The 15,915-nt window shown below is 40.9% G+C and carries 21 protein-coding genes; 2 read left to right on the top strand and 19 right to left on the bottom strand.

Features of this window, described 5'->3' with window-relative positions:
• Positions 1–25: 25 nt before the first annotated feature.
• From KJB35_RS00005 to KJB35_RS00045, 9 genes are all read right to left on the bottom strand, one after another.
• Positions 26–391, bottom strand: a complete 366-nt coding sequence (locus KJB35_RS00005; protein WP_285468796.1) for a hypothetical protein — start codon at positions 389–391, stop codon at positions 26–28.
• A gap of 41 nt (positions 392–432) precedes the next feature.
• Positions 433–867, bottom strand: a complete 435-nt coding sequence (locus KJB35_RS00010) for a hypothetical protein (protein WP_285468797.1) — start codon at positions 865–867, stop codon at positions 433–435.
• Positions 868–956: 89 nt separating this feature from the next.
• The gene (locus tag KJB35_RS00015) at positions 957–1,175 is read right to left on the bottom strand and encodes a hypothetical protein (protein WP_285468798.1); all 219 of its coding nucleotides are present in this window, start codon (positions 1,173–1,175) and stop codon (positions 957–959) included.
• A 13-nt stretch (positions 1,176–1,188) separates the two neighbouring features.
• Positions 1,189–1,656 carry a hypothetical protein gene (locus tag KJB35_RS00020; protein WP_285468799.1) on the bottom strand — a complete coding sequence of 156 codons (468 nt, stop codon included), beginning with the start codon at positions 1,654–1,656 and terminating at the stop codon, positions 1,189–1,191.
• Positions 1,657–1,765: 109 nt separating this feature from the next.
• Positions 1,766–2,206: a hypothetical protein gene (locus KJB35_RS00025; RefSeq protein WP_285468800.1), complete on the bottom strand. Its 441-nt coding sequence runs from the start codon at positions 2,204–2,206 to the stop codon at positions 1,766–1,768.
• Positions 2,207–2,420: 214 nt separating this feature from the next.
• Entirely contained in the window at positions 2,421–3,398 is a 978-nt protein-coding gene (locus KJB35_RS00030; RefSeq protein ID WP_285468801.1) for a hypothetical protein, read from the bottom strand.
• A 107-nt stretch (positions 3,399–3,505) separates the two neighbouring features.
• Positions 3,506–4,066 (bottom strand): hypothetical protein, encoded by a 561-nt coding sequence (locus tag KJB35_RS00035; protein WP_285468802.1) that lies wholly within the window; start codon positions 4,064–4,066, stop codon positions 3,506–3,508.
• Between the two features lie 105 nt (positions 4,067–4,171).
• Positions 4,172–4,780, bottom strand: a complete 609-nt coding sequence (locus KJB35_RS00040) for a hypothetical protein (protein WP_285468803.1) — start codon at positions 4,778–4,780, stop codon at positions 4,172–4,174.
• 262 nt (positions 4,781–5,042) lie between these two features.
• Positions 5,043–5,504 carry a hypothetical protein gene (locus KJB35_RS00045; protein WP_285468804.1) on the bottom strand — a complete coding sequence of 154 codons (462 nt, stop codon included), beginning with the start codon at positions 5,502–5,504 and terminating at the stop codon, positions 5,043–5,045.
• A gap of 146 nt (positions 5,505–5,650) precedes the next feature.
• Here KJB35_RS00045 and KJB35_RS00050 point away from each other — a divergent pair, with 146 nt between their 5' ends.
• Positions 5,651–6,583, top strand: a complete 933-nt coding sequence (locus KJB35_RS00050; protein WP_285468805.1) for a hypothetical protein — start codon at positions 5,651–5,653, stop codon at positions 6,581–6,583.
• Between the two features lie 37 nt (positions 6,584–6,620).
• On the opposite strand, the gene KJB35_RS00055 is transcribed toward KJB35_RS00050, so the two are convergent.
• From KJB35_RS00055 to KJB35_RS00095, 9 genes are all read right to left on the bottom strand, one after another.
• Positions 6,621–7,172 (bottom strand): non-canonical purine NTP pyrophosphatase, encoded by a 552-nt coding sequence (locus KJB35_RS00055; RefSeq protein ID WP_285468806.1) that lies wholly within the window; start codon positions 7,170–7,172, stop codon positions 6,621–6,623.
• A complete protein-coding gene (locus tag KJB35_RS00060; RefSeq protein WP_285468807.1) occupies positions 7,169–7,498 on the bottom strand; it encodes a hypothetical protein in 330 nt (109 codons plus the stop codon). Before KJB35_RS00060 ends, KJB35_RS00055 begins: the two co-directional genes overlap by 4 nt.
• 107 nt (positions 7,499–7,605) lie before the next feature.
• Entirely contained in the window at positions 7,606–8,250 is a 645-nt protein-coding gene (locus KJB35_RS00065) for a hypothetical protein (protein WP_285468808.1), read from the bottom strand.
• Positions 8,251–8,367: 117 nt separating this feature from the next.
• Positions 8,368–8,556: a hypothetical protein gene (locus KJB35_RS00070; protein WP_285468809.1), complete on the bottom strand. Its 189-nt coding sequence runs from the start codon at positions 8,554–8,556 to the stop codon at positions 8,368–8,370.
• The gene (locus KJB35_RS00075) at positions 8,549–9,007 is read right to left on the bottom strand and encodes a hypothetical protein (RefSeq protein ID WP_285468810.1); all 459 of its coding nucleotides are present in this window, start codon (positions 9,005–9,007) and stop codon (positions 8,549–8,551) included. The genes KJB35_RS00070 and KJB35_RS00075 overlap by 8 nt, the downstream gene beginning before the upstream one ends.
• A gap of 122 nt (positions 9,008–9,129) precedes the next feature.
• Complete coding sequence (locus KJB35_RS00080) at positions 9,130–9,897, bottom strand: Cfr10I/Bse634I family restriction endonuclease (RefSeq protein ID WP_285468811.1); 768 nt, start codon at positions 9,895–9,897, stop codon at positions 9,130–9,132.
• Between the two features lie 237 nt (positions 9,898–10,134).
• The gene (locus tag KJB35_RS00085) at positions 10,135–10,785 is read right to left on the bottom strand and encodes a hypothetical protein (protein ID WP_285468812.1); all 651 of its coding nucleotides are present in this window, start codon (positions 10,783–10,785) and stop codon (positions 10,135–10,137) included.
• Between the two features lie 954 nt (positions 10,786–11,739).
• Positions 11,740–12,441, bottom strand: coding sequence for a hypothetical protein (locus KJB35_RS00090; protein ID WP_285468813.1), 702 nt, complete (start codon positions 12,439–12,441; stop codon positions 11,740–11,742).
• Positions 12,442–12,552: 111 nt separating this feature from the next.
• Positions 12,553–14,238: a hypothetical protein gene (locus KJB35_RS00095; protein WP_285468814.1), complete on the bottom strand. Its 1,686-nt coding sequence runs from the start codon at positions 14,236–14,238 to the stop codon at positions 12,553–12,555.
• Between the two features lie 333 nt (positions 14,239–14,571).
• Here KJB35_RS00095 and KJB35_RS00100 point away from each other — a divergent pair, with 333 nt between their 5' ends.
• Positions 14,572–14,913, top strand: coding sequence for a hypothetical protein (locus KJB35_RS00100; protein WP_285468815.1), 342 nt, complete (start codon positions 14,572–14,574; stop codon positions 14,911–14,913).
• A gap of 253 nt (positions 14,914–15,166) precedes the next feature.
• Here the strand turns inward: KJB35_RS00100 and KJB35_RS00105 are convergent, their stop codons facing one another.
• Entirely contained in the window at positions 15,167–15,856 is a 690-nt protein-coding gene (locus KJB35_RS00105; RefSeq protein ID WP_285468816.1) for a hypothetical protein, read from the bottom strand.
• Positions 15,857–15,915 lie beyond the last annotated feature (59 nt).

Here is a 15,915-nt window from a genome sequence, read left to right on the forward strand (position 1 = left end):
TGCGGTTTAAATTAAGTGGTGGTTGTTATGACTGAGCTCGTTCTTTTGCCGACTGAATCTCTTCGTACAAGTCACTTGATAAAACCTTAATCGCGGTAAGCATAGCTGCACGGAAAGGTTCCACATGGTCAGAATAAAAACTAGTACCGAAGTTAGCCATGCAACCATCTTTAGTCTGGTTAATCCATTTTGCTCGATAGTCTTTGTGCTCAATGCGCTCCCAAGCCAAAGGTTCGAAGAAAATGCCAATTTCAAGCATAAGTGACCAAGCTAAGTTAACGTCCCCGCAAAAGTCTGGAATATCGCCACTCTCGCATTCGTATCCAGTAAGTTCTGAGACTTTTTTGTTGATCTCGTCGTTTGTTAAGTGGTCGTACTCGCGGTTATACAAAGCGCCGTTCCTTATATTTTTGGGGTATTTCGTCGAAGCACTTAAAGCTTCATCAAGTTAATTGCTGAATAGGTAACTTGGAGTTCTTCTCCATCATGAACAACAGTGATCAGTTCACCGTTGTTTGGAGTGGTATTTGGTTTAACACTTACAACGGTCGCCAGTTCGTTTTCGATTTGGACTCGATCGCCGGATTGGAAGTAACCATTCGCCGAACGCATCGCCTCGCGTGATCGCAGTAAAGTATCGATCAAGCTTGATATATCTTTGTCATCATCAAATTTAAAGCCCAAAACACTTGTTTGGTCATCTTCTGACGGGCTTGATTCATTAGTGACTACTAGATGGCAACCTTCACAGCCGCTTACTTCAGAGAGCTTGTCAGAATCAACCTTCACAGCTTTAAAATCTCGGGTTGAGAGAGTTTTTGAGAGAGCATTGCCCCCTTCGGATACTACATAATGGAAAATTTTCATGCTGAGCCTTTGTCTTTGATGTCCAAATAGCGTTATGACGCCGCTACCAGAGTGATTATTTCGCTTCGTCTAATGTTTAGTTTATTGGCTTAAGAGTCTGACTCGTCTTCGTCGGGATACTCGTCTTGGTCTACATCATAACACTCGTCGCCACACTCTGGACATTTACCGTTATCTAGGTTGTCGCCGCGCCAGAAACCACAGCCGTTTGAGCATTCAACAGGGTTAAGGGTTTCGATATCTTGTTTTGTGGTAATGTCCGACTCGTGTAGTCGAGGGTCATCGTCACCATTGTAAAAATCGTACATTTTTGGTTCCTATTTAGTTTTCGAACAAAAATTCTTCAAAAGAGATGGGCTTCTTTGGGTCAAAAATACAATCGTCAAAGATACGCTTTACCATTGCTAGGCTCCAAATGTTGAAGCGGAAAGGTTTTTCACAGCCTTCCTTTGATTCAATGTAAAAATGAGTATTGCCAAAGATATTATAAACCTCAACATTAGCATTTCTAAGTAAATCGAAGGAAAATTCATGAATCTGATTTTCAGCCTCATGCATCAATGAGTTGTATTTTCCAAAGTTTTTATTGAATGAGTCTAGTGCGTACTGAGCAGACATCTTTGATTCATTTTTTTCAATACCATTCTCGAACTCCACGCTACAGATGGGTTTGTCCTGAACAACCAAAAAGCCTGAATTTGTTTGCTTTTTTGTGCACTTAAACACTGGATACGGGATTGAAAAGCCTAGATGAGTATTTAGTGTGATACTTCCAATATGATTGCTCATGATAATTAACCTTAGATATTCTTTCTATACGGCTAATTATACAGAAACCACTTGGCATTGCAACGCCAAGTGGTTAACTAAATTCAAATTTTTTATTTAGAGTTTTTTTTCAACAAAATAGTTCTCTTAAGTTTGTATCTAGCAACTCCAAAACAGGCTTGAAATCTTCTAACAAGTCTTCTGGCGATTCAATAAGCTGTCGGTATTGTTCGTCCCAATCAAGGTCGTCTGAGCTTGCAATGGCAGTCTCATTCATTCCGATTAAGGTTAGCTTGGAATATCTTTCTAGCGTTACATTCAGTTTGTTAATTCCGTAGGCGTCCAGTGTAGTGAACTCATCAAGCAACACACAAGAATGAACAATAGTTTTGCTCTCTGAGCTAACAATAACTAATGGCTTTGCGTTGTACTTGCAGACCAAAACAGCGGTGAGATCATGACAATCACCATGCCCAAAACGCATTATGGCAGATTCAGCATCAAAGTTACCAGTTTCGAATAAGGACGGAATGAGCGGCTCCAAATCTTTAATTTTAGGGATAGCATTCACTCTGAAAAACCTAAACTACTTGCGCCAAAGTGTCTTAGTTGTTGGTTTGCTTTTTTTAAGCACGTTTCCCAACTCAAACGTTTGTCTTTCTTTCGGAATTCTTGGGCTAGCTTCTTAATTTGTTTATTTTTGTCAGACTCAATCATGATAGGCTCCGGTATTCGCTCTAAAAGGCGGCGCAATAGTAATTACGCCAACCTATATTTTTAACAGGTTAAAAGTTGGTGTTGTAGAACTGTGTTTTAAGCTCTTGGGCTTTTTTCATCGCTTCTCGGTACACAGGCTCAAACTCTTCTAGCACAGAGTTGTAAGCTTTTGTATTTACACGCTTAGAGCCTGACTTTGCTTTTACGATAATTTCTAAAATGATGCTCTGACAGTACTTTGAAGGAATGATCCCTTCATCCATGTTGTAGTACATGTTGCGACAAAAGTCCCCGTCCAACCCTTTTAGGATTTCGGCAAATTCAGCGAGAATTGCTTTAACGTTTTTGTGCATCAAGGCTCTCGCTTGAGTTCGTTTCTTCTGTTTGAGTTCGTAGTCGGTTAAGCCGCCGTTTTCTTCGCGTTGCTTTTCAAGTTTAGCTTCTCTGGCAGATGCTCGGGCTTCGCTGCGAAGTCGTGATTTTTCACGGTTTTCTTCGCGTTTTTTTTCATTAGCGAGTGCTTTTGATGCTTCAATTAACTCGGTATTGTCCAGTTTTAGAATGCAGTCTGAACCTACTGAAAACTCCTCACCTTTGTCATCCTTAATGATGAAGTGGTGGACGATACTTGTTCCGCAATGGTCGCAAAAACAGTTACAAGCCTTTGGCCGCTCTCTTACTAGCGCATTCCATAAGTTTGGGTTCGCTTCGTTTACGGCTTGCGAAGGCATTGACCACATACCAACTAAACGGTAGTTGCCGCCCGTTCCCATTTTGAACTGCTTATGTCTTAAGATAAGTCTCTTTTCGATTACATCTTCTGTGTGATCAAATTGGATTTTTGCTTTACCGATAGCCTTAAGAAATGCTTTATGAGCTTTTCGAATATCACCAGAAGGTGATGATAGCGGAGTGATATCACCGTTTTTACAGTACTTAACTGTCTTGAAGATGCGGGACTCTGATTCCTCTAGTTGAAAGTAGGCACCACGAGAATTGTTTGAAGTCTTAGCAAGAATGCGAAGTTCAGTCTTGTTGCTTGTCATGATAATTTTTCCTTAACCTGTGCTGCTAAGGAAACCACTCCTTAGCAAGTGGTTGTATATTACCACAATGACTTGGCATTGCAATACCAAGTCGAAAAAAAATCAAACTAACACCAATAATGGCACCCATTATTGTCGATAAGAAACTCTGCTAATTTAGTGCGATCAAACTTCCCTCTGATAGCCATTTTGATAGGTGAGGTGGTCTCATAAGTGCTGAACCTTTTATGCTCAATCAAGGAATAATGGAGCGAGTCAGAAGCGCAGCCAGCTAAAAACCCTTGTTGATGTTCAGTTCTCGTCGAACGCTCCCCGATGTACACGACATCACGCGCTTCGCCCCATTCAAAAACAGCTTTAATTGCACTTTCTGTTACCGTTGGAAAAGACATAAGCAGAACGTCATGACTCGCCCCGTATTTGTGCACAGCTTCAATGGCATCAATGTTCTCAACCTCACAGTAAAGGTTGACGTCGTGCCCATCCATAGAGCTAAGGATACTTGTTGCTTTCACATCTACACCACGCAGCGATAGTTCATTTGCAAGAAAGCCATTCCCAGCGAATATCTCTAGGACTTTCTTACCTTGAAGCTCGGTGGCGAGCTCATCAATAAAAGCTGGAGTAGCATTTAGAAATAAGCCATGTACATGTTTTTTAGTAATCATTGAGAAGCCTTTTTGATGTCGAACCTCTGAAGAGGAGGGGGCTTTTGCGGTTATTGGTAAGTCTGTTTGCAACAGAGCCAGACAAAGCGTCTGGCTCTAAATTAATTACTCGGTTTCAAACATACTGCCGTCCATCAGAACCCAAATAACAGCGTTTGTTAACTGTGCTTCAAATTTTTCTTTATTACCCATCAGGTAATCATGCACAGACTTGCTAGGTTCGAGTTCTTCTAAGGCTCCGTCGATGATAGAAACAAGGACTTCCGCAGACCAGTTGATGATGTACTCATACGTGAGCTGTGCTAACTTTTCCGTAGAGCCGCCTGCTTGTTCTAAAAACTCTGCTTTCAAGTTGCCGTGTGGCAAGGAAGCTAACTTATTAGCATCAATACGTGAATGTAGACGGATGACATCGTGCTCCAAAAAGCCTTCACTCTGAACCAAGTCCCAATCAAGCACTTCTTCATATGCGCTATAAACGAGGTTAGTAGCCGTAAAGAAAACATGCTTGCTAAGGATGCGCATAAAGTCGACATCGATGCTCTGGTTGTTTGGTTGGTTATCTAAGGCATCTTTGTAAGGACGCACATCATCAAACTGATCCACTTTTGCCATAGCATGACGTAGTTCGTTCAGCTTAGTTTTACGAAGGTGGCTTGTCACAGCGATTGTGTAAGCATCGTAGTCTTTTGAAGAAGTAAAACGGTAGTTCATAGCCTTTTCCTTTAACATGTGCCGATTTTCTAGTTGTTCCGATTACCTAGTTCGGCTCAATAAAGTAAAAAGCGAAGTAGGGTGTTCTTGATTTAGCCCTTTTTGCCACAAGTGCAAATTGCACTTTCGGAACGGTGAGAGGGGCACCCTCACGACAGCCTTACATGATGTCTATCAATGCAGTCGATAGGGCGCATAATACCATGTTTGAGTTTGGTGTCAACAAGAGTGTGACATAATGGCAAGAACGCAGTCTGTTCGGTTATGATTTGTACTGCGAACGAATCTTTGGATCAGTGCTGTAGGCTCCAATTATATGGGCAGAGTTCGATGATTCATTCATTTTTTGGTCTGGGTGCAACCCAAGAAGGTAAGCTGCCTTGTCTAAGGTGGTATTGCCGTCCTTGGTTAACATCTCGTTGTTTTCAATGATGATCTTTCGCAACATACTGTCTAGGTGGAATAATTCTTCAGATTTGTTTTTATACCGCGCTAATTTGCCTGCTTGGCGCTCAATAAGACTCTCGGATACATCACAGTCAAAGAAGGCGATGACGTTCTCGCGGTTCCAAGCTCCTGACCGATCACCGTGACAACCATCTTCTGACCACTCAACCATGGTTTCATGCTCCAGCGATTCGGGATGTAGTTTATCCATAAGAATTTCAGCAGCTTCCAAGCGACCTTCACGTCTCCATTTTTGCGCATCAGTTTCATTTTTCATTGTTTAAGCCCTTAGTGGTGCTGGTGGTTATTGTGAATTGAGCTTTTATCAATACTGACTAATCAGTTAAAAAGCTCGATACTTACAAAATAAAGTGGCATTATAGCTAAAACAACTTCAACCCCAAAGTAATAAAAAGGTTCAACATGACCAAGCAACAAAGTGGTTACACAAAATTCCTTAGAGAGGTAGATAGAGTCCTTGCAGCTGAGTGTTACTTGGTGCCATATAGGACTGAACGGGCAAGCAGTAATCACCTCAAGATTTTTATAGATGGTGTAGATAAGCCGCTATTTGCGAGCTCGACGCCTTCTGATAAAAGAGCCCTTAAAAACTTTGAGTCTGAGCTAAGGGGTGTTTTAAGGCAACGTCGTATCGATCAGGATGAGAAAGCCAGAAGTGAAGGGGCTTCAGAGGAAGAGATTTCTAAAGTTCAGACGTCATCTTCTACATTAAAAACCAAGAAGATGAAGAATCTTATTGATGACTGTGTATCAGGGATTAAAAAGAGAATTAACACTTTACAGGACTCAGAGTGGTCTCTGGTTAAAGAGAATGGAAGTGTTGATGTTATTGGTGATTTCCGCTCTAAAGAAGCTTTGAAAAGTTATGAGCACTTTAAGTCAAAACACCCTATATCACAGGTAATGGATAAAGATGACATCCATTCGTTGATCACATTCTTAGTTACTCATCTCAACTTCCATCTACCATCAAGAGCGGAGTATTCAAATAAATTAAATCCAAAACTAGAGGTTGATGTGGAACCAAAAACACCAGTAACTAAAATTCAAATAAGTGAAGAAAATGATGGTGGAATTTCTCCGAGCAATGAGGTAATTCAAGATAAAGAAGAATCCCCAGAAGTCGTGATTAGCCCACTAACTTCTATCATGATGCTGAAAAAAGGCGCTCGCGTAGAGATGTTGCGAGATTTAGATCTGAAGCAATCTAGCTTGTTGATTGAAGACATCAACCTTGCGATGAAACGAAACAAAGAAGATGATCTTGAGCGAATCAAGAACATAATGGAACGTGGTGGGATCTCTGTTGAAGACCTTGAAGCTATCATGTCTTAGAATCAATGAAGGCGCTCAGTTGAGCGCCTTCATTCACTTACAGCTTCTGATATTCACCAGTCCAAGGTGGGATTTCAGAAACTTTTCGTTCCTTGTAGTTACCTTTCTTGCCAAGAAAATTAACAACACAATCTTTTCGAGCTGAATAAAGGTCTTTATCACCATTTAGCTCAAGCTCGTGCAAGGAGGCTCCGTTAGCGCCGTTAGGGTGGAAGTGCCCGTCAAAGCCAAAAGCGTCTGAGAATGGCTTAGATGGCTTCACAAGGTAGCCTTTGATAGATGCCTGACACGTCTTTAGAATTCCATCTTCAATAACTGCAATGCTGACCAACCATTGCGCATCTACAATTTCTTCGAATCGATCAAGCTCCGCAAGACGCCCTTTGATATCGACAACTTCTTTACCGTCGATGATTAAAATCGTGTCTTCCACCAGCAAGTTTTCGCCAGCTGCCATAGCTTTGTAAGTTATTACTTCTTCTGGTGTGCCAAGAACCTCAGGTAAATCTTTTCCGGATTGGGCTTGGACATTCAGCCCGAAACGATTGAACTCCTGAAGTTTGTTAGTGTTGGATGTGACCAGTTTCATTGATAAATCTCCGAGTCGTACTCAAGACGTTTTGATAGTGCACTTAAGATGTGGAATGTTGTCACGTCCTCAACAGTAATGCCAGCATTTGCATTCAAAATTTCTGAGTTGCCGAGTGTGATTTCAGACGATGTTAAACATAGCGTCTCCATAGCAGTAACATAACTATCGAAGCCTTTGACCATTGGTTCGTTGTCTAAAGCACACTCTCCAATCGCACAGAAGTTGATGATTTCATGCGTGTTGTTTTCATGAACCTCAACCATACATGATACCTTGCTAATTGTTCCATCTGTGTAGACGGTTACTAAATGCTTTGTCGACATACTTTAAGCCTATTGGTTATTACCTTTAGTGCTCGCACAAATAACACAAAGAGATTCATGCGAGCATTGATACGGGTTGGCACCTAAAAAGAAAAGTGCCATTTGGATTATTGTTCGAATTCAAAAGCGTCGATTGCAATTGATTGGGTGAAGTAGTCAGAAAGATCCGAAGTGACCACGTACGCCTTTGTGGTGTTTAGAAGCAATCGGCTGTTGCTTTTTGAGTTGTTCAAGATGTTTGTGCTTAGATCGATTGAAAACCAGCCAGTATCTTTACGGTTCAATGTTTTGAGAGGCTGTGGCAAGTGCATAAGGCGGTTGTGATCTAGAACCTCTTGGGTGATGCTATTAGGATTAGTAATTAGGTTTTTAAGCAATGTAGTTTCTACATTAAGTTCTTTAACCGTAAGTCCAGACGGCGTTCCTGAAATAAATACCTCTTTCGCGATTGCTTTGTTTACGGCTGTTTCATCAAGATCGCATAGATGCTTGTTTGTTGTTGTTTCGACGACGATATTGTTTTGCTTTGCAAACTTGTACTCACAAAACCCTGCTGAGCCTGTTTCAGTGATCTCTGAAGCAACAGGGAGTAGCTTTTCAATTAGCATTAAGTAAAAGCCGCGAACTTTCAGTCCTTTCTTAAGAGTTGAGCCTTGGGCTTTACACCATTCTTCGATTACTGGTGTGTTTTGAGCAAGAATAAACTGACCAAGAGATGCTGAGATGAAGTCATTGTTATTGAAATTTTTCATTGAAACTTAACCTGTGTTATGGAGGAAAACCACTTCCCTACCGACTTGGCTATAATACCACAACCACTTGGTGTTGCAACAACAACCGCAAACGAAATTGAAATTTTTCTCTCTTACTTATTGTGATGCCGAAAGTTCTTTAGCCATGAACTCAATGTCTTCTTTTGCAACGTCAATGTTTAATTTGTCGTAGTGTCCGGAAAGTACATTGAGAATAACCGTTCTTTCTGGTCGACTCATTTCTCTATCTTTTAGCAGAGCATCGCGGATTGCAAATGCTTCCTCTAGTGTGATCGTCTTATTCATTTTGACCTTTTAGTCGTGCTATTTTTTGTTCAAGGAAGGAAACTCTGTTTCGTGAATCAATAATTTTTGCTTCAGTGTCCTGAAGGTACTCCTCGCGAGTCATACCAAAAAATTCAGCGGTCGAATCAAATGCCTTTGTAATGCCTGCATGGAACTTGTTGATTTGTGATTCCATAAATCTAATGTTATCTAAGGTGGTCTTGAGCTCATCCAGATAGGATTCGTAATTTCCAGTGTAAGATGGCTTGTTTTCAGTGATCCTTGCCTTATCGCAAGCAAGTAGGGTTGCGTGAGTTACTTTGGTTGAAGTTTTAGATGAAAGAACTGCTCCGTTGCCGGAGTGTCTATTGTGACTTGATGTTTTTACAAAGCGGATCTCTTCACCTTGTAAAATCGAGCAACCACAATGGATGCACTTTGATTTGAATTTAGCGACTGGATTGTTCTTCATGATAATAAGCCTGTGTTATGGGGGAACCACTTTCCCAGATACATGACTATATTACCATAACCACTTGGCATTGCAACAACAACACATTAAACACCCCCTTCTATTTTGTTAGATAGGTTGACCTATATTCTCATAAACCCAAAATCTCGCTGGGTGTCATTCACTGTCACCAAGTTATCTATTGCTAACTTTGGTTCTCCAAATACAATGGAGCTAGTTAGTGCAACGTTTAGTGCGCTTCTATCTGCGTCTGAGTAGGATGGCGCTATTGAAATGTACTTGATATTACCTTCATTCCATCCATTAGTTTTCGACAAATATTCGTTCACGCTCTTTATAATTTGAGCCTCATTACAGAGCTGAAACCTTCGGTCAGGACGAAGTGATACCTTTGCAGAAGCAACGCCAATAAACTCTGTGTTGTTACATCGATGGATGTAATGCTTATACTCGTTGTTAATTGAATCTATATCTGAAACGGTTAAGCGGGATACATCAATTGCATCATGGCGTCTATTTGCATCCCGTTTAACAATCACAAAATCTGGGTTTGACATTGATAGCGAAATCCCCTCGGTCTGAAGGCGTTCTCTATAATGAAGCAATCCATCATGGATGTGCTTGCTGTATAGGGAAAACAAATCAAACCTAGCAGCATTTGGGATCTTAAGAAGTACAAAATCAAGGTTGTGTTCAACAGAGTAATTCCACGCACCTATAGCTAAAACAAGTTCATACCATTCTCCATTACAATTAGATAAGCTAGACTGAGGTATTTTGTGAACTGAGTTAATCTCGGCACATAGTGCCTTTAGGTATGATGAAACATCCTGAGAGCTTAGTAAGTTGGTGTTTTTGACTAGTGAACAAAACGTTTCATTTTTAAGCAAGCTAACCTTTCCGTTATGCTTTTTTGTATAGATTTTTATCGGCAAAAGAAATATTTAACCAAAAGGTAGTTATTTCTTTTTGAAAATTCAAATGATATCCCTTCTAAAGTGCTAGCGAATCCTTACGAGCAGAAGATCTGTTAGCAAATAAAAAAAGGATGAGCGAACTCATCCTTTTATCAACACCAAAATGGCGCAATGGTTTGGCGCAGTGCCGCCTCTTTATTCGGTCTTGTTTCAGAGTGTGTTGTGGAATTTGAAATCTAGATTTTTGAATTCGGTCTTAATATGTTCAACCACACTAAAACCGTAATGACCGCGCTTGTCTGTTTCTTCAGCAAGAGCTAGAGCGGCACTTTTTGCTTTTTCAAAATCTAGCAGGCTGTATGAATTTTTACTCTTATAGCCAAATCGAAGCGAAAGAAGTCCATAGCCAGAATTATCAATGTGAATCTCTTGATCCCTTTCATCCCAGTACAGTTCGTTATCAACAACAAGAAATCGTTCAGCTTCCATATCTAAAGATTCTTGAACTTCATCTCGCGAACTTAAGATAATCTCGCGGAACTTCTGTTCTGGGATCTGATCATGGCGCACAAGTTTTTTGAAGTTGGCTTGTGCCATACGGTGGGCGGCCAAAATATGCCCATGGAAAGGAGAATTAAAGGAACTCTCTAGTGCGTTTTCTCGCTGTGAATTTCGAATAAAATCACAAAGTTCGTAAATGGCGTCATTCTTGCCGGAGGGGTAGTTCTTGATTGCCTGTGTATAAAATTTGCCGTTATAGGTGAAGATTTTTTTACGATAAGTTTCATTGTTGAACTGTAGTTTTTCATTCCATTCCGCCAACAGAATAAAGTCTTCAGGTCTAGCTTCTTTGATAGACACTTTAAAAGAGTCCGCAATGAAATATTCGCGTGAGTTACGACAACGATATGGGATTGCTAGAATGGGGTATACATTATTGATGTGTAGACTAATCATAATAACCTCTGCACCAGAAAATTACTGGTCTTAACCTGTGAAGTAAAAGAGATACCACATCTCTTAAGATGTGGTTATAATACCACAAACACTTGGCATTGCAACATCAAAAAGAGAAAAGAGAATAAAAAAAACGCCCCTAAGACTAGGAGCGTTGAAGTCGCGATAATTCGCAGTGCAAGACGTGGTGCGGTTGGGACGCAATTCCACAAATGCCCGAAGGCAATTACTCAGGTTGTAGCAAGAAGCGAATGCGAACAATTGAAGCACACGCTGAAAATTCGTGGGAGGGCGGTAGGTAGCCGCTCCTTTCGAAGCCCACACGCCAAAGGGGCGTCACGAGAGTTGGTATCTCTTTGGTGCAAGCAATTAAGCATACACATAAATTTCGTGGGAGGGCGGTTGGTAGCCGCTCCTATGTTATCCCACACGTCCGAAGACGTTTACACACAGGTTTGAACCTCTGTAACGCAAGCCAACAAGGCATACGATATCAATTCGTGGGAGGGCAGTGGGTAGCTGCTCCTATGTTACCCCACACGTCCGAAGACGTTTTACAGGCTTAGGTTGTTCAGTTTCCTTGCTTGGCAAGGCATAAAAGATTCTTTAATGAGCCTGTAATTACTTAAACTTTCTTAATTTTTGATAGACAGTGAAACTCAAAGGCTCTTTGTTCTATCTGGGGTATCCCCCGTCTCGATGGTTGCCATATTAACGGCGCAAAATTTAAAAGCAAGCGTTTTTTAAAACTTTTGATAAACTAAAGTTTGTTTGTTTAAAAATTACGCCAATTAACAATCTATCGTTCTAAATTTAGTCAAAAGCTGCGAGACCGCAGCTCTTAAGCGATTTGATGAATTAAACTACAAGGATTTTTTTTAGTCGTTGTGGGTTAACAACCACCTCTGACTCTTTCCTTAAGTTAGAGAACATGTATACCTCATCAACTGAGTTCAGTATCGTCTTTAGAATAAACGGAGAAAGCCCGTCTCTCTGATTCGTCATTCGTTCTGCAAACTTCACAGCTTCGTTGTGGTCTGTAGTCCACGCAAGGTTGTGTCCATATTTTAGAGCTTGCTTTTCGCTTTCAGCAGCAACACCACGGTAAACAGTTAAAGGGAACTCAAGCTCAGCAACTGAGCTCAATAACTCATTTTCTTCTCTTAGGTAATCAAAGCATTTGAGCCAACTATCTAAATTAACATGAGGCAATTCGCTATCAATCCAAACGGTGTGTAGATGTTTAGCAGCTTCAGCCTTATCTGCCGCCCATAAAACGTGTTGTAGGTATCCTTCAAAACGGTATGGACGCTCATGGAGCTCTATGATTGAAGCATAATCACTTTCAGCAATAGCAATTTCTAGAAATTCAGCTCGTTTTTCATAAGATTTGTTGATGTGTGGAACGAAAGGGGCACACAGAAACACTTCTATGATCAGCGGGTGATGAAGCATTAAGCCTAGTGGGCCATCTTCACTTACATATGGAATTAAATCCGAGTGAAGGTCTTTGATTTGTTCGACCGCTTTGTCTGAAAGTGTAGATGCCTTGTTTTTCATTTTGATAATTCATTTAACTTGGATGCGCTTATTAAATCAAAAAAGACTTGGCATTGCAATACCAAGTCCTCTTTTATTTTTTAAGAGATGTACCCCTTAATAACCAACTAACTAAGGGGTTAGACCACGTTGATTTGTCGGTTTACCAATGTACTTTGTAATACTCTTTAATGCATTTTTTGTAAGGTTCAGGTTGTTTAGCTTGTCTTGAGGAAGGTTGTTTTGTGTAAGCTCCTCCGCCACAACTTTGCTCAAGGCTTGGTAGTATGATTTACGATCATCATCAGTAGACTTCCCGTATCCGCTTAGCTTCTTAATACTCTCTTTTACCTTTATTGCCACGCTACTTCTAATCAGAACATCGCGATTACTCATTCCCAGCTTTGCAGTCTTGTCCCTAACGGTGTTTGTAAACTTCTCCTTTATTCCATTGGGTTGCTTTGTTAATACCCCAGACTCTCTTAGGGTCAAGAAAAGCTGAGGGTACTCATTCTCAAACCGTGCGCCCTCTCTCTTGTGCTTATCAACGAGCATATCAGCGATATTAAGACTATTAACAACGCCATCTCCGAGGTTTTTGTTCAGAGACGGCGTTGTTGTTACCTCATAAGACAATAATAATTCCCCAACCTTTCGGCTGATCTGTTTTACGTACTCGTTATAAGTATCGACCTTGGCGCGATGAATTTTGTTTGGTATGGATGTTTTGATCTTATTCTCAGGCAAGTTAGCGACGAAACTAAGAATGTTGTCGAAGTTCTTTAGCTCAACCCCCTCAAACATATTGTCTGATATGTATTTAGTCCATTCATCCTTGCTCGCTAGCTTTCGCATCTTTCCAATGTGATCTGTTAACGTATCTTGGTAGATAATTTCAGGTGCAAGCTCATTAATATTTCGCTCCCTCTGTAAAAGCTTTCCAATGTTCGGTGTCTTCTTAAGGACGGTGACAACCCCAACGTATGTAATAGCTAAAGCGACGACTATTGCCGCGCCCGAGTCGATCATTTGGTTGTGATTCTCATTTGTATTTCCCATGCCGTCGTATGTCGGTACTTCATGATAAACACCGAACTTAACCGCATCCTTAGACCCCTTCAAAATAGGCTCGTCAACCCCTTTAGCCTTTGACTCCTCGCCTTTAAATTGATGATGAGCTCCAAATTTAACCGCATCTTTGTTTGACTTAACAGTAGGCTCATCATTACTTGCAGGAGTTCTATCGTCATTAAAGTCAGAAATCTTGTTCTGCTCTGGCTTTTTGCTCATTACGAACTCTTTCGGCGCATACTCCTTAATGATTGAGTCAGTCATAGACACACACATCAAATCGACCGCTTCCATTTTTGCGAACATCTCATTCTGGGTAAGAGGGGTCTCTTTGTGTGGGTTGTCGGTCGATGTTTTAATCAACCGCTCTCTGAATGTTGGTTCGTGCCTATCCGGACTTGTGACCTTTTCTTTGGCACTGGGTACTTCGACCGCTCCGTCGTCATCTATGGAAATGGCAAACTTCTTTTGGTCACTGCTTGTTAATTTATCGATCCCTTTCTTTGCCACTTCAGAAATCTCTTTGTCGACATCACCACCACTTAAGAATGGTCTAGCTAGTGCACTAAGTGCCATTGGCACCCCGAGAGACATCGCAGCATTTAGAACAAAGGGCATACCATCTGCCGTATCTAGGTGTTCTTTAAATTTGCTGTCATTGTTTCCGTATTTCTTTGTTGAACGATGTAGCTGGAAAATATCGTAAAGAGCTTCTGTAAGCTCCTCTTTTGTAATCTTTCTACTCACTGTTGGTGGGATTAATAGAGTTTTACCAATTCAATGGCTTTCTGGATTCGGTTTAAAACCTCTTTTTGTCCTTCGTTGTCGCAAGCGTTGTCCTTTGCAACCATCGATAAACTTCTAAGGTAACACCTTTTCTCAAGCCATTTGTTTGGTGATATGGCTCCTTCTAGCTGAAGCTTATCTACTTCATCCTCAGCATCAACTATTAAACTTAAAGTATGTTCGCGCATTTTATTTATATTTTATGATATGTGTCGACTTGAACAAAATTTACTAGTTGGTGTATTATTGTGGTATGGAAACTATAGAGTTAATTGAAATTTTGGGAGGCAACAAATGATCTACATTGTATCAATCTTATTGTTGATCTGCCTGCATCAAGCTTTGGTGTGGTTAGCAAGCAAACTTTCCGCTTCTTCTGTTAAAATGGGAAGAGAAAGCGCGAAACGTTCTTGGAAACTACTTTCAGTTACTGTGATGCCGATTTTGTACATTCCCTCGTCATTCTTTTTGATCGAGATGTCTATGCCTAGCAACTACAGTTGGGCTTCGTTGGTCGGTTCTTTGCTTGGGTTTGCTTTCTTAGTAATGCATACCAAAGTAGATATTACAGAATACTCTTTCGAAAACGAAAACTTAGCGGCAATGTTGGAAAAGTACAAACATCGAAACGCTTAGTTAATCAAATGAATTCTCTCAGGGTCAGACGAAAGTCTGACCTTTTTTTTTGCAGCTGCACGTGAAGTTACAGCAGAAGTGGAGTGCTGTAGATCCAGCGAGAAGCCGCTATAGCTGGTGGACGAAGAAATAAAGGCTGTGCAAAGAAGCGTTTAGGTGGGTTTCGCAAACAAAAGCGATGAGGTTTATGGTTTTGTCGAAGAGTGAAACAAAAAAAGGGAAGCGCTAGCTTCCCTTTTTAGATTGCTGGGCTCTAGTCCCAGTATGCCTTGAAGGTAATTTCGAATTTGCTTTTCTCAACCTTTACTGAATAAGGATTACTGCTTTTCAGTCTTACAGTAATAGCGGCTTCGTGCTTTCTCAGCCATTCATCTTGCTTATTCTCGCTAACATTGAACTGAACGTTTAGATGACCACCCGATAGGATATAGGTAGTAATTTCCTCACCAGTGTTGATGTTATTGGTGCCATAGTCAGCACGGATCTTCATCTTTTCAATGTCACGGATGCTAGAAGCAATTTTTGAAGGTTCGAAGTAGTTCCATCGTTCTTCGCTAGCTGCCAAGTAACCAAGGATTTGATTAGGGGACATAGGGATAACAGGTGCCATTCTCCCACTACCACGGCTACGGTTGGTGAATGATTTAACGAATTCGAAATAACCTTTTCCTTCAGCCATCTCAGTGGCTTTTAGGTCTTGCATTTGTTTAGAAATAACTTGCTCGTGCTCGTCCCAGATTTTAAGTAGGGAATCGCGAGGTGATGCTTTGACCTCATCATAAGAAATAGTCTTCACGTTGTGACGAACGTCCAGCTTTACTGCTAGAGTCCATGCACAATCGACAAACACTTTATCATCGAAATTTGCCAAGATTTCTTCTAGAGTAATTGAAGGGTTTACTGACCCGTTTACAATTGGCTTTTTAAGAAATTCTGCTTTCATTTTAGAACCTTACCTGTTTTGATGAACATTGCCGAGAAACCACCCCCAGCCGATAAGTA

This window comes from Vibrio sp. D431a (genome assembly GCF_030248655.1).
In the GTDB taxonomy this organism is placed as follows: Bacteria; Pseudomonadota; Gammaproteobacteria; order Enterobacterales; family Vibrionaceae; genus Vibrio; species Vibrio alginolyticus.

What these genes read in the sequence shown, in the direction of transcription:
- KJB35_RS00010 (WP_285468797.1), bottom strand. Translation starts at nt 867, where the DNA reads ATGAAAATTTTCCATTATGTAGTATCCGAAGGGGGCAATGCTCTCTCA.
- KJB35_RS00015 (WP_285468798.1), bottom strand. Translation starts at nt 1,175, where the DNA reads ATGTACGATTTTTACAATGGTGACGATGACCCTCGACTACACGAGTCG.
- KJB35_RS00020 (WP_285468799.1), bottom strand. Translation starts at nt 1,656, where the DNA reads ATGAGCAATCATATTGGAAGTATCACACTAAATACTCATCTAGGCTTT.
- KJB35_RS00030 (WP_285468801.1), bottom strand. Translation starts at nt 3,398, where the DNA reads ATGACAAGCAACAAGACTGAACTTCGCATTCTTGCTAAGACTTCAAAC.
- KJB35_RS00035 (WP_285468802.1), bottom strand. Translation starts at nt 4,066, where the DNA reads ATGATTACTAAAAAACATGTACATGGCTTATTTCTAAATGCTACTCCA.
- KJB35_RS00040 (WP_285468803.1), bottom strand. Translation starts at nt 4,780, where the DNA reads ATGAACTACCGTTTTACTTCTTCAAAAGACTACGATGCTTACACAATC.
- KJB35_RS00045 (WP_285468804.1), bottom strand. Translation starts at nt 5,504, where the DNA reads ATGAAAAATGAAACTGATGCGCAAAAATGGAGACGTGAAGGTCGCTTG.
- KJB35_RS00050 (WP_285468805.1), top strand. Translation starts at nt 5,651, where the DNA reads ATGACCAAGCAACAAAGTGGTTACACAAAATTCCTTAGAGAGGTAGAT.
- KJB35_RS00055 (WP_285468806.1), bottom strand. Translation starts at nt 7,172, where the DNA reads ATGAAACTGGTCACATCCAACACTAACAAACTTCAGGAGTTCAATCGT.
- KJB35_RS00060 (WP_285468807.1), bottom strand. Translation starts at nt 7,498, where the DNA reads ATGTCGACAAAGCATTTAGTAACCGTCTACACAGATGGAACAATTAGC.
- KJB35_RS00065 (WP_285468808.1), bottom strand. Translation starts at nt 8,250, where the DNA reads ATGAAAAATTTCAATAACAATGACTTCATCTCAGCATCTCTTGGTCAG.
- KJB35_RS00070 (WP_285468809.1), bottom strand. Translation starts at nt 8,556, where the DNA reads ATGAATAAGACGATCACACTAGAGGAAGCATTTGCAATCCGCGATGCT.
- KJB35_RS00075 (WP_285468810.1), bottom strand. Translation starts at nt 9,007, where the DNA reads ATGAAGAACAATCCAGTCGCTAAATTCAAATCAAAGTGCATCCATTGT.
- KJB35_RS00090 (WP_285468813.1), bottom strand. Translation starts at nt 12,441, where the DNA reads ATGAAAAACAAGGCATCTACACTTTCAGACAAAGCGGTCGAACAAATC.
- KJB35_RS00100 (WP_285468815.1), top strand. Translation starts at nt 14,572, where the DNA reads ATGATCTACATTGTATCAATCTTATTGTTGATCTGCCTGCATCAAGCT.
- KJB35_RS00105 (WP_285468816.1), bottom strand. Translation starts at nt 15,856, where the DNA reads ATGAAAGCAGAATTTCTTAAAAAGCCAATTGTAAACGGGTCAGTAAAC.